This is a genomic window from Pseudomonas sp. MCal1, assembly GCF_026341415.1.
Classification (GTDB): Bacteria; Pseudomonadota; Gammaproteobacteria; order Pseudomonadales; family Pseudomonadaceae; genus Aquipseudomonas.
The window spans coordinates 54,547-67,931 of record NZ_JAKUMP010000013.1 but is presented as its reverse complement, the minus strand read 5'-3'; the positions used below and the strand labels follow the sequence as shown (position 1 = coordinate 67,931).

The following is a 13,385-nucleotide window of genomic DNA, read 5'->3' as shown; positions in this document are numbered from 1 at the left end:
GAAGAACCGTGACCCTCATCTACGGCCACCGCGGCGCCAAGGGCGAAGCACCGGAAAACACCCTGACCAGTTTTCAGGAATGTCTAAAGCACGGCGTACGCCGTTGCGAACTGGATCTGCACCTGTCCAAGGACGGCGAGCTGATGGTCATCCACGACCCGACCCTAAAGCGCACCACCGACCGGCGCGGCAAGGTGGTCGAGCACACTGCCGCCGACCTGGTGACCTACGACGCCCGCAAGGGCGGCCCCGGCTGGATCAAGCCGTGCCCGATTCCGACCCTGGAAGAATTGTTCGAGAAATGTGATTTCGATCACTGGCAGCTCGAAGTCAAAAGCGCTTCACGCACCCGCGCAGCCACCACCGTTCTGGCCATTCGTGAAATGGCGGTCAGGCACGGACTGCTCGACAAGGTGACGATCACCTCGAGCTCTCGGGAAGTGTTGAAGGCGGCGCTGGATCTGGTACCGGACGTGTCACGGGGCCTGGTGGCGGAATATGCCTGGCTCGACCCGTTGAAGGTCGCCGCAAACTACGGCTGCGAGATTCTGGCCTTGAACTGGACGCTGTGTACGCCGGAACGCCTGCAAAAGGCGCAACGTCAAGGGCTGCATGTGTCGGTGTGGACCGTCAACGAGCCTGCGCTGATGCGCAGACTCGCCGACTTCGGCGTTGACAGCCTGATTACAGACTTTCCCGGTTTGGCCACTGCCACCCTCGGGAATTGCTGAAATCGGTCTCCCCGGCCGGCTCAGGCCACCGGCCGGAGCCCGTCAAAAAAGCCGGTTGAGGCCGTCGTACGCCGCTACCCGATAGGCTTCGGCCATGGTCGGGTAGTTGAACGTCGTGTTGACGAAGTACTTCAGGGTATTCAGCTCGCCCGGCTGGTTCATGATCGCCTGACCGATGTGCACGATCTCCGACGCCTGATAACCGAAGCAGTGAACGCCCAGCACTTCCAGGGTTTCACGGTGGAACAGGATCTTCAGCATGCCCTGCGGCTCGCCGGCGATCTGTGCACGCGCCATGCTCTTGAAGAACGCCTTGCCCACTTCGTACGGCACTTTGGCCTGGGTCAGTTCCTGCTCGTTCTTGCCGATCGAGCTGATCTCCGGAATGGTGTAGATGCCGGTCGGCACGTCATTCACGAAACGCCAGCTGCCATTGTCAACGATGCTGCCAGCGGCCGAACGGCCCTGGTCGTGGGCGGCACTGGCCAGGCTCGGCCAGCCGATCACGTCACCGGCGCCATAGATGTTCTGCACACAGGTGCGGTAGTTCTCGTCGACTTCGATCTGGCCACGGCTGTTGACCTTGACCCCGATGTTTTCCAGACCCAACTGGTCGGTATTACCGGTACGGCCGTTACACCAGAGCAAGGCGTCGGCCTTGATCTTCTTGCCGGACTTCAGGTGCAGGATCACGCCGTTGTCCACGCCTTCGACGCGGTCATACTCTTCGTTGTGACGCACGGTGATGTTGTTGTTGCTGAAGTGGTAGCTCAACGCCTGGGAGATTTCCGAGTCGAGGAAGCTCAGCAACTGACCGCGGTTGTCCACCAGCTCGACCAGCACGCCCAGACCGCTGAAGATCGAAGCGTATTCGCAACCGATCACGCCGGCGCCGTAAACGATCAGTTTGCGCGGGGTGTGGCCGAGGCTGAGGATGGTGTCGCTATCGTAGATACGCGGGTGGTGGAAATCGATGTCCGCCGGGCGATAAGGACGCGAACCGGTGGCGATGATGATGTGCTTGGCCACCAGTTTCTCGACCACGCCGTTGGCGCAGACCACTTCGATGGTTTGCTCGTCGGCGAAGCTGCCGGTACCGAAGAACACGTCGACGCGGTTACGGGCGTAGTAGCCGGTACGCGAAGCGACTTGCTTGGAGATAACTTTCTCGGCGCTTTTCAACACATCCGGGAAGGAGAACCAGCGCGGCTCGCCGATCGCACGGAACATCGGGTTGGTGTTGAACTGCATGATCTGCCGCACCGAGTGACGCAGTGCCTTGGACGGGATGGTGCCCAGGTGGGTGCAGTTGCCGCCGACCTGGCGACGGCTGTCGACCATCGCCACCTTGCGCCCTGCTTTGGCGGCGTTCATTGCCGCGCCTTCTCCCGCCGGGCCGGAACCCAGCACCACCACGTCGTAGTTGTAGACAGCCATGCGTACTCCTCAGAACAGGCCGCGGTGCCAGCAGCACCGGCGGCTAAATCACGCCGAACGACGGCGCGAAGGAACAATTGGGGGCCAGTAGAAAACCCGGACACAGTCTATAGAAGCGTCAACGCCGCGCACATTAACCCTTGGTCGCGTCGTAGGCTACTTTTGCCTGCACTACAACGCCAGCTTTCGTACTGTTCTCAGTCAACTTTTGCGTCACTGAGCCGTTCGAAAGCGTGACTGGTGCGTGTGACGAAACCTGTATCGGCACGAATCACAAAGAATGCACCAATGTCGTGTTTTTCGGCATAGTCCCAGGCCCTTTCAGGCCCGAGAATCAGCAACAGCGTTGATAGTCCATCGGCCATCAGCGTTGAAGGATGAATGACCGTGACCGACGCCAGATCGTGCAGGACCGGCGCACCGGTCCGGGCATCGAAGGTGTGGGAATAGCGCCGGCCATCCTGCTGAAAATAGTTGCGATAGTCGCCGGAGGTGGAGAAGCCATAGCCATCGATGTTGATGACGCGCTCTGCCACCTGCTGATCATCTCGCGGTTCTTCCAGGGCGATACGCCATGGCGAACCGTCGGGTTTCTTGCCGGACGCCTTGAGCTCGCCGGTGGCTTGCGCGAGATAGTCATGGATGCCCAGGGCTTCGAGTCGCGCAACAATGGCATCGACCGCGTAACCGGCGGCGATGCTGTTGAAATCCACCTCGACCGCCGCGTCCTTGCACAACCGATCGCCGTCGATACGTAGATGTTGATGACCGACCCGCTGGCGAACCTCGGCCAGTGCCGCCGCGTCCGGGACTTTTTCTTCGCGCCCCTGCGGGCCGAAACCCCATAGATTCATCAGCGGCTCAACCGTGAGGTCGTAGGAGCCTTCGCTTTGCTGCGACAGCTGTTCGCCCATGCGGACCATTTCCAGGATCGGCGCGGGCATGAGCTGACAGCGATCAGCCGGCAACTCATTGAAGCGCGAGATGTCGGAGTCCGCGCGATAAGTCGACATCTGCCGGTCGACATCCGCGAGGATTTTTTCCACTTCGACACGCACTTCCTGCGGGGCAGGCAGATTGGCGTGGCGCACGTACTTGATCGAGTAAGTGCTGCCCATCGTCGGGCCACCAAAAGTCTCGAGGGAATCGCCGTTGCCGCAGCCGGATAAAACCCCGGCCAGCAGCACGAGAATCCCCCACCGTCCAGTTAACAATTCTTCATCTCCCCGCAAAACCGCGCCGGCCATTATGGGCTACGAGCGCAACGCTTTCTTACAAGATTTAGAGCGAGTACCTACCCATGTCTTCCACGACCGGCAAAGGCAAGGCGATTTTTCGCGTTGTCAGCGGCAACTTTCTCGAGATGTTCGACTTCATGGTCTACGGCTTCTATGCCACGGCCATTGCCAAGACCTTCTTCCCCACGGACAGCGCTTTCGCCTCCTTGATGCTTTCTCTGGCCACGTTCGGCGCGGGCTTTCTGATGCGCCCGCTGGGGGCGATTTTTCTCGGCGCCTACATCGACCGGCATGGCCGGCGCCAGGGCTTGATCATCACGTTGGCCCTGATGGCGGCCGGCACCGTACTGATTGCCTGCGTGCCGGGCTACGCCACCCTTGGGGTGGCCGCGCCGCTGATCGTGCTGTTCGGCCGCTTGCTGCAAGGCTTCTCGGCTGGCGTCGAATTAGGTGGCGTGTCGGTGTACCTGGCGGAAATCGCCACGCCGGGCCGCAAGGGCTTTTTTGTCAGCTGGCAGTCCGCCAGTCAGCAAGCCGCCGTGGTGTTCGCCGGCCTGCTCGGTGTAGGCCTCAACCACTGGCTGAGCCCGGAACAGATGGGCGAATGGGGCTGGCGCGTGCCGTTCCTGATCGGCTGCATGATCGTCCCGGTGATTTTCGTCATCCGTCGCTCGCTGGAGGAAACCCCGGAGTTCCAGGCGCGCAAACATCGCCCTACCCTGCAGGAAATCGTCCGTTCGATCGGTCAGAACTTTGGCATCGTCATCGCCGGCATGGCGCTGGTGGTCATGACGACGGTGTCGTTCTACCTGATCACGGCGTACACGCCGACGTTCGGCAAGGCGGAATTGCACCTGTCTGACTTCGATGCGTTGCTGGTGACCGTGTGCATCGGTCTGTCGAACTTCTTCTGGCTGCCGGTGATGGGCGCAGTGTCTGACAAGGTGGGGCGCAAACCCCTACTGTTGGCGGCGACGATTCTGGCGATCCTGACCGCTTATCCGGCGTTGTCGTGGCTGGTAGCGAACCCGAGCTTCAGCCATCTCCTGGTTGTCGAATTGTGGCTGTCGTTTCTGTACGGCTCATACAACGGGGCAATGGTGGTGGCGCTCACCGAGATCATGCCGGTAGAAGTTCGCACGACCGGTTTCTCGCTGGCCTACAGCCTGGCCACCGCAACCTTTGGTGGTTTTACGCCGGCGGCCTGCACTTATCTGATCCATGTGCTGGACAACAAGGCGGCACCGGGGATCTGGCTCAGTGGTGCAGCGGTACTGGGCCTGATCGCCACACTGGTGCTGTTCCGTGGCAACAAGCACGAATTGCGCACGGCACAAGCCGCTATCCCCCGCTAAGGCAAATCGCGCACAAACAAAAACGCCCCGACCAGAGTCGGGGCGTTTTCATTTGCGGCTAAGGCTTAGCGCGGGAACGCTGGCGGATTTACACCGGCCATGTCTTCCATCACGCGAACCACCTGGCAGCTGTAACCGAACTCGTTGTCGTACCAGACATACAGAACAACGCGGTTGTCCTGGGTAATGGTTGCCTCGGCATCCACGACACCAGCGTGACGCGAGCCCACGAAGTCAGTGGAAACCACTTCCTGCGAGCTGACGTAGTCGATCTGCTTGTGCAAATCCGAGTGCATGGCCATCTGGCGCAGGTACTCGTTGATTTCTTCGCGAGTGGTGGCCTTTTCCAGGTTCAGATTCAGAATGGCCATCGACACGTTTGGCGTAGGAACGCGAATCGCGTTACCGGTCAGCTTGCCCTTGAGCACTGGCAACGCCTTGGCAGCTGCAGTGGCAGCACCGGTCTCGGTGATTACCATGTTCAGCGGCGCGGCGCGGCCACGACGGCTGCCCTTGTGGAAGTTGTCGATCAGGTTCTGGTCGTTGGTGAACGAGTGAACGGTTTCAACGTGGCCGTTGACGATGCCGTACTGGTCGTTGACAGCCTTGAGCACCGGCACGATGGCGTTGGTGGTGCAGGACGCCGCCGAGATGATCTTGTCGTCAGGCGTGATGTCGCCATGGTTGATGCCGTGAACGATGTTCTTCAACGCGCCTTTACCCGGAGCGGTGAGAATCACGCGGGCAGCGCCCGGGCAGGCCAGGTGCTGTCCCAGACCGTCGGCATCACGCCATACACCCGTGTTGTCCACGACCAGAGCGTTTTCGATGCCGTACTGGGTATAGTCGACTTCGCTCGGGCTCTTGGCGTAGATCACCTGAATCAGGTTGCCGTTGGCGGTAATGGTGTTGTTTTCTTCGTCGATGGTGATGGTGCCATCGAACGGTCCGTGAACCGAATCACGACGCAGCAGGCTGGCACGCTTGACCAGGTCGTTTTCAGAGCCCTTGCGTACCACGATGGCGCGCAGACGCAAGCCGTCGCCACCACCGGTTTTTTCGATCAGGATGCGCGCCAGCAGACGGCCGATACGACCGAAGCCGTACAGCACGACGTCAGTGCCTTTACGCGCCGAAGCGTTCTGCTGACCAACGACATCGGCCAGTTCTTCGCGAACGAATTGTTCAGCGGTGCGGCCATTGCCTTCAGCGCGGAACTTGAACGCCAACTTGCCCATATCCACCGAAGCCGCGCCGAGCTTCAGCTCGCTCATGGCCTTGAGAAGAGGGAATGTTTCGTGGACGGAGAGTTCGCTGTCGTCGGAAGAGCGGTGGCGAGCAAAGCGGTGGGCTTTGAGAATCGCGATGACAGACTGGTTGATCAGGCTGCGGCCATAGATCGAGCTCACCACGTTGTTGTTGCGGTAGAGCTGACCGATAAGCGGAATCATCGCTTCTGCGAGTGCTTCACGGTCGATCCATTCACCAAGACACTGGTCGGGCTTCTGAGTCACGGTAACCTTCCACATGTAGGGGCAGAAAAAAGGGGCTACATTATGCCGCCGAGAACCTCTCGTAGCAATGCGCGCCTGTCGCGCAATCGGTAACAAAATCCCGTCCAAAAAAATAACGCTCTGCGCCAGCCCAGTAAAACCGGGGCTTCCAGCGCAGTCAGTTTTTCGACGACTGTTAGACGATGTCTGTAACCCTCCGTAACACCTCCGACTTTTGGCACTACATAACCGTAAAAAAAGCGCTGGTTTTTATGGTTACCACTACATTTTTCCCAAACAGCGCAGATAGACGCATCCTGCAACTGACAGGCGGCACCGGACGCCGCTACAATTACCGACTTTGTCGCAACGCCTGGAGCTCAACCTTCCGTGCCTGTTCTGCGTCTACCGCTTCTCCCTGCCGCGGCAGGTAAACAGCACTGGGGCAACCTCCCCGGTGCCGCCCTGAGCCTGGCAATTGCCGAGGCTGCCAGCGCTGCCAAGCGCTTCACGCTGCTTTTGACCGCCGACAGCCAGAGTGCCGAACGGCTGGAACAGGAGCTGAGCTTCTTCGCCCCGGATTTGCCAGTGCTGCATTTCCCGGACTGGGAAACCCTGCCCTACGACCTGTTCTCGCCACACCAGGACATCATCTCCCAGCGCATTGCCAGCCTTTATAGACTGCCTGAACTGGAACATGGCGTGCTGGTGGTGCCGATCACCACCGCCCTGCATCGTCTGGCGCCGACCAAATTCCTGCTCGGCAGCAGTCTGGTGCTGGATGTCGGGCAGAAGCTCGATGTCGAGCAAATGCGCTCGCGCCTGGAAGCCAGCGGCTATCGCTACGTCGACACAGTTTACGAACACGGCGAGTTCACGGTGCGTGGCGCGTTGATCGACCTGTTCCCGATGGGCAGCAAACTGCCGTATCGCATCGATCTGTTCGACGATGAAATCGAAACCCTGCGCACCTTCGATCCGGAAACCCAGCGTTCCATCGACAAGGTCGATTCGGTCAAGCTGCTGCCGGCCAAGGAATTCCCGCTGCAGAAAGAAGCGGTCACTCGCTTCAAGGCACGCTTTCGCGAGCGTTTCGACGTCGACTTCCGTCGCTGCCCGATCTTTCAGGACCTGAGCAGCGGCATCACGCCGGCCGGCATCGAGTACTACCTGCCGCTGTTCTTCGAAGAAACCTCGACCCTGTTCGATTACTTGCCGCAGGACACTCAAGTGTTCTCGCTGCCAGGCATCGAGCAAGCGGCGGAAAATTTCTGGAACGACGTACGCAATCGTTATGAAGAGCGCCGCGTCGACCCATCGCGTCCTTTATTGCCGCCGGCCGAACTTTTCCTGCCGGTGGAAGACTGTTTCGCCCGCCTGAAGAACTGGCCGCGCGTGGTCGCCAGTCAGCAGGATGTGGAAACCGGTGCCGGCCGGGAGCGCTTCCCGGCGCAGGCATTGCCGAATCTGGCGATCGAAGCCAAGGCCACGCAACCTTTGGCCGCGCTTTCGGCATTCCTCGACGAATTCCCGGGGCGCGTGCTGTTTACCGCCGAATCCGCAGGCCGTCGCGAAGTGTTGCTGGAGTTGCTGGATCGCCTGAAGCTGCGCCCGAAAACCGTCGACAGCTGGCCGGACTTCGTTGCAAGCAAGGATCGCCTGGCGATCACCATCGCCCCGCTCGACGAAGGCTTGATGCTGGATGACCCGGCGTTGGCACTGGTCGCGGAAAGCCCGCTGTTCGGCCAACGGGTGATGCAGCGTCGTCGCCGCGAAAAACGCGCCGACGCCAACAACGATGCGGTGATCAAGAACCTCACCGAGCTGCGCGAAGGCGCGCCGGTGGTGCACATCGACCACGGTGTCGGTCGCTATCTCGGCCTGACGATTCTGGAAATCGACAATCAGGCTGCCGAATTCCTGACCCTCGAATACGCCGAGAACGCCAAGCTCTATGTGCCGGTGGCCAACCTGCATCTGATCGCCCGTTACACCGGTAGCGACGATGCGCTGGCCCCGCTGCACCGCCTCGGCTCCGAGACCTGGCAGAAAGCCAAGCGCAAGGCCGCCGAGCAAGTGCGTGACGTCGCTGCCGAATTGCTTGACATCTATGCCCGCCGCGCCGCCCGCGAAGGTTATGCCTTTGCCGACCCGAAGGCCGATTACGCGACTTTCAGCGCCGGCTTCCCGTTCGAGGAGACTCCGGACCAGCAATCCACCATCGAAGCCGTGCGTGAAGACATGCTTGCGCCGAAACCGATGGATCGCCTGGTCTGCGGCGACGTCGGTTTCGGCAAGACCGAAGTGGCCATGCGCGCCGCGTTCATCGCTGTACACGGCGGCAAACAAGTGGCGATCCTGGTACCGACCACCCTGCTCGCCCAGCAGCATTACAACAGCTTCCGCGACCGCTTCGCCGACTGGCCGGTGACCGTGGAAGTGATGAGCCGCTTCAAGTCGGCCAAGGAAGTGAACGCTGCGGTGGCCGAGCTGGCCGAAGGCAATATCGACATCGTCATCGGCACCCACAAGTTGCTGCAGGACGACGTCAAAATCAAAAACCTCGGGCTGGTGATCATCGACGAAGAGCACCGCTTCGGTGTCCGTCAGAAGGAACAGCTCAAGGCCCTGCGCAGCGAAGTCGACATTCTTACGCTGACGGCCACGCCGATTCCGCGCACGCTGAACATGGCAGTGTCGGGTATGCGCGACCTGTCGATCATCGCCACGCCGCCGGCGCGACGCCTGTCGGTGCGCACGTTCGTCATGGAGCAGAACAAGAGCACAGTCAAAGAGGCTTTGCTGCGTGAGCTGCTACGTGGCGGCCAGGTTTACTACCTGCACAACGACGTGAAGACCATCGAGAAGTGCGCCGCCGAACTCGCCGAACTGGTGCCGGAAGCGCGGATCGGCATCGGCCACGGGCAGATGCGCGAACGCGAACTCGAACAGGTGATGAGCGACTTCTACCACAAGCGCTTCAACGTGCTGATCGCCTCGACCATCATCGAGACCGGCATCGACGTGCCGAGCGCCAACACCATCATCATCGAGCGTGCCGACAAGTTCGGCCTGGCGCAGTTGCACCAGTTGCGCGGTCGTGTTGGTCGTAGTCACCACCAGGCTTACGCCTACCTGCTGACCCCGCCACGCCAGCAAATTACCGGTGATGCGGAAAAACGTCTGGAGGCGATTGCCAATACTCAGGATCTGGGTGCCGGCTTCGTGCTGGCCACCAACGATCTGGAAATCCGTGGCGCCGGCGAATTGCTGGGCGACGGTCAGAGCGGGCAGATTCAGGCTGTCGGCTTCACGCTGTACATGGAAATGCTTGAGCGCGCAGTGAAGTCGATCCGCAAGGGCGAGCAGCCGAACCTCGATCAACCGCTCGGCGGCGGCCCGGAGGTCAACCTGCGGGTGCCGGCGCTGATTCCGGAAGATTATCTGCCGGATGTTCACGCGCGCCTGATCCTGTACAAGCGCATCGCTTCGGCCACCGACGAGGAAGGCCTGAAGGATCTGCAAGTCGAGATGATCGATCGCTTCGGTCTGCTGCCGGAGCCGACCAAGAATCTGATGCGCATCACGGCGCTGAAATTGCAGGCCGAGCAGCTGGGCATCAAGAAAGTCGATGGCGGCCCGCAAGGTGGGCGCATCGAGTTCGCGGCGCAGACGCCGGTCGACCCGATGACCCTGATCAAACTGATCCAGAGCCAGCCAAAACGCTACAAATTCGAAGGCGCCACCGTGTTCAAGTTCCAGGTGCCGATGGAGCGCCCGGAAGAGCGCTTTAATACTGTGGAGGCGCTGTTCGAGCGCCTCATCCCGAAAACTGCTTGAAGGACGCCGCATGCGCCTGTTTCGCTCATTGACCTTGCTACTGACACTTGTAGCACCGACGGCGTTTGCCGATGACCTGTATCAGGTCGAAATGATTCTGGTACGTCAGAACGCCGTGCCGGCGATAGTCAGCCGCGCCGCACCGGAAGACTGGGCAGCCGGCGCCCAACGCTTAGGCGATGACAGCAAACGCACCCCGGCATTGAACGATGTTGTGAGCAAACTCAACGCCAGCGGCGAGTACAGCGTGCTGATGCACAAAGCCTGGCAGCAGACGCTGGGCGAGACTCCAGCCAAGGTCGCAGTCAGCGAAGGTCAGGAGCAGTTCGGCCAATTCCCTATCGAAGGCACCATAGAAATGAAGCTCGGGCGCTTTACCGACGTGAACGCCGACTTCTGGGTCAACCAGATCGACGCCAACGGCATGGTCACCGCCAGCGAGCGCCTGAAACAGAACAGCCACACCAAGAACGGCCAACTCAACTACCTCGACAACGGCCACCTGGCCCTGCTGATCAAGATCACTTCACTGACGGCACCCGCGCCTCGGGAAGCGCCTGAAGTCGTTCCGGACTGATCGAAGTCCTTATGCCCCCGCCCCTGAGTAAACCGCTGGCCTCCTCCTGGGTCAGCCGATTCAAGGAACAGAGCCTGGAGCGTGGCCGCCGCTACGCGCTGGAAAACCGGGTGCGATTCGTGCAGGTCGGCGACGCGACCATCACCGCCAGTTGCGAAGGCTCTGGCGGTAACGTCTACCGTCAGACGATTCACCTGCGTGAGTCGGCCAAAGGCACCCTGCTGATGGTCGACGCGACCTGCACCTGCCCGGTACACAGCAACTGCAAACATTGCGCGGCGGTGTTGCTGCAAGTGCAGGAAACCCTCGAATACCCCGCCGCCGCCAAAGACGCCGAACTGCTGGAAAAACTCCAGGCCGTGCTGGAAAACCGCAGCCCGAAGGCACCGCCGCAAGTGCTGGTGGATAACGTGCAACCGGTGCCACGCCTGTGGCTGGCGAGTGTCGAGTTCAGCGCGTTCGAACCACGCAACGGCAAGATGCAGCGCTACATCCAGCATCGCGCAGCGCTGTCCTTCAGTTACCTCGACGAATACGTCAGCGGCCAGAAGAACAGCGACATCCTGATTCGCCAGGAAGCCCAGACCCTGCGGGTGAAACGCCATCCGGACATTGAACAAAGCTACCGCGAGCAGCTGCGAATCCTCGGCTTTCGCATCGCCACCCGGCAGAGCAAGGCTCTGCCGGAAAGCGCCGGCGAACTTTATGAGATGGTCAACGACAGCGCCTGGCTGACGTTCACTCTCAATGATCTGCCGAAGCTGCGCACCCAGGGCTGGGAGCTGTTGGTCGACGATGAGTTCGGCTTCGACCTGACCGCCGTCGACGACTGGTACGCCACCGTCGAGCAGGCGCCGGAGCGGGACTGGTTCGATCTGGAGCTGGGAATCATCGTCAACGGTGAGCGCCTGAGCCTGCTGCCGATCTTGCTCAACCTGATGCGCTCGCATACGGAAATCCTCAATCCGGAACGTCTCGCCCGCCGTCGCGACGATGAACTGATTCTGGTGAACATCCCGCAACGCAACAGCGAGCATGGACCGCTGCAAGTCGCCCTGTCCCTCGGCCGGCTTAAGCCGGTGCTGGCGACCCTTGGCGAGTTCTATTTGCAGGAACCGGGCGAAACCACCCTGCGCCTGAGCAAGGCCGACGCCACGCGCCTGAATTCGCTGGAAGGCATTCCGCTGCTGTGGGAGGGTGGCGAGCAGATTCGCAGCTTCGCCCAGCGCTTGCGTGACATCCGCGATTACAGCGCCAAGCCACCCAAGGGGCTGAATGCGACACTGCGTCCTTATCAGCTCGAAGGCTTGAGCTGGATGCAGTCGCTGCGGCAACTGGAAGTCGGCGGGATTCTCGCGGATGACATGGGACTGGGCAAAACCCTACAGACTCTGGCGCACATTCTCAGCGAGAAGAACGCCGGGCGCCTGGATCGGCCGTGCATGGTGGTGATGCCTACCAGCCTGATTCCCAACTGGCTGGACGAAGCGGCGCACTTCACGCCGCAGCTCAAGGTTGTCGCCCTGTACGGTGCCAGCCGTAAAAAGCATTTCGAGCATCTGGCCGAATACGACCTGATCCTCACGACCTATGCATTGCTGCCCAAGGATGTCGAACGCCTGGCGCAACAGCCGCTGCATGTACTGGTGCTGGATGAAGCGCAGTACATCAAGAACCCGAACAGCAAAGCCGCGCAGGCAGCCCGAGAATTGAACGCTCGTCAGCGCCTGTGCCTGAGCGGGACGCCGCTGGAAAATCACCTGGGCGAACTGTGGTCGCTGTTTCACTTTCTGCTGCCTGGCTGGCTCGGCGACGTCAAAAGCTTCAACGCCGATTACCGCGTGCCGATCGAAAAGCGCGCGAGCGAAGTCAGACTTCAGCACCTCAACGGTCGGATCAAACCGTTCCTGTTGCGCCGCACCAAGGAACAGGTCGCGACCGAGTTGCCGCCAAAAACCGAGATCATCCATTGGGTCGAGCTCAACGAGGCTCAGCGCGACGTGTACGAAACCATGCGTCTGGCCATGGACAAGAAGGTGCGCGACGAGATCACCCGCAAAGGCGTGGCGCGCAGTCAGATCATCATTCTGGAAGCACTGCTCAAACTCCGGCAGGTCTGCTGCGATTTGCGCCTGGTCAACGACGCCACCCTGCCCGCTCGCGGCAGCACCTCGGGCAAGCTCGACAGCCTGATGGAGATGCTTGAGGAATTGTTTGAGGAAGGCCGGCGGATTCTGCTGTTTTCGCAGTTCACTTCGATGCTGTCATTGATTGAGGACGAGCTGAAAAAACGCAATATCTCCTATGCGCTGCTGACGGGACAGACCCGGGATCGGCGCACACCAGTGAAGGAATTCCAGAGCGGCAAGCGTCAGATCTTTCTCATCAGCCTGAAGGCTGGCGGTGTGGGTCTGAACCTGACGGAAGCGGACACGGTGATTCATTACGATCCGTGGTGGAACCCGGCGACCGAGAATCAGGCAACTGACCGCGCGTATCGCATTGGCCAGGAGAAACCGGTTTTCGTCTACAAGATGATTGCCCGAGGCACGGTCGAGGAGAAAATTCAGCATCTGCAGCGGGAAAAATCCGACTTGGCGGCTGGCGTGCTGGACGGGCGCAAGGCCGGGGACTGGAAGTTGCAGAGTGATGATATCGAGGCGCTGTTTGCGCCGTTGCCGGACAAGTTCGACAAGCGCTGAGATCCATGTCGG

Annotated in this window: 8 protein-coding genes; 5 read left to right on the top strand and 3 right to left on the bottom strand. The window is 60.5% G+C overall.

Annotated features, from left to right (window positions below; translation table 11 throughout):
• Positions 1 to 8: 8 nt before the first annotated feature.
• The gene (locus tag MKZ87_RS21380) at positions 9 to 731 is read left to right on the top strand and encodes a glycerophosphodiester phosphodiesterase (RefSeq protein WP_085704562.1); all 723 of its coding nucleotides are present in this window, start codon (positions 9 to 11) and stop codon (positions 729 to 731) included.
• Positions 732 to 773: 42 nt separating this feature from the next.
• On the opposite strand, the gene sthA is transcribed toward MKZ87_RS21380, so the two are convergent.
• A complete protein-coding gene (sthA, locus tag MKZ87_RS21375; protein WP_007953019.1) occupies positions 774 to 2,168 on the bottom strand; it encodes a Si-specific NAD(P)(+) transhydrogenase in 1,395 nt (464 codons plus the stop codon).
• Between the two features lie 197 nt (positions 2,169 to 2,365).
• Positions 2,366 to 3,415, bottom strand: coding sequence for an FAD:protein FMN transferase (locus MKZ87_RS21370; RefSeq protein WP_266201935.1), 1,050 nt, complete (start codon positions 3,413 to 3,415; stop codon positions 2,366 to 2,368).
• A gap of 53 nt (positions 3,416 to 3,468) precedes the next feature.
• Between MKZ87_RS21370 and MKZ87_RS21365 the strand changes: the two genes are divergently transcribed.
• Complete coding sequence (locus MKZ87_RS21365) at positions 3,469 to 4,761, top strand: MFS transporter (protein ID WP_085704560.1); 1,293 nt, start codon at positions 3,469 to 3,471, stop codon at positions 4,759 to 4,761.
• Positions 4,762 to 4,826: 65 nt separating this feature from the next.
• Here MKZ87_RS21365 and MKZ87_RS21360 read toward each other — a convergent pair whose 3' ends face one another.
• The gene (locus MKZ87_RS21360) at positions 4,827 to 6,290 is read right to left on the bottom strand and encodes a glyceraldehyde-3-phosphate dehydrogenase (protein ID WP_085700501.1); all 1,464 of its coding nucleotides are present in this window, start codon (positions 6,288 to 6,290) and stop codon (positions 4,827 to 4,829) included.
• Positions 6,291 to 6,644: 354 nt separating this feature from the next.
• On the opposite strand from MKZ87_RS21360, the gene mfd reads away from it, so the two are divergent.
• The 3 genes from mfd to MKZ87_RS21345 are packed head-to-tail and all read left to right on the top strand — an operon-like array spanning position 6,645 to position 13,373.
• Complete coding sequence (gene mfd, locus MKZ87_RS21355; RefSeq protein ID WP_085700502.1) at positions 6,645 to 10,094, top strand: transcription-repair coupling factor; 3,450 nt, start codon at positions 6,645 to 6,647, stop codon at positions 10,092 to 10,094.
• A gap of 10 nt (positions 10,095 to 10,104) precedes the next feature.
• Complete coding sequence (locus tag MKZ87_RS21350; protein WP_085700503.1) at positions 10,105 to 10,671, top strand: CsiV family protein; 567 nt, start codon at positions 10,105 to 10,107, stop codon at positions 10,669 to 10,671.
• Between the two features lie 11 nt (positions 10,672 to 10,682).
• A complete protein-coding gene (locus tag MKZ87_RS21345; protein WP_085704558.1) occupies positions 10,683 to 13,373 on the top strand; it encodes a DEAD/DEAH box helicase in 2,691 nt (896 codons plus the stop codon).
• Positions 13,374 to 13,385: the final 12 nt, after the last annotated feature.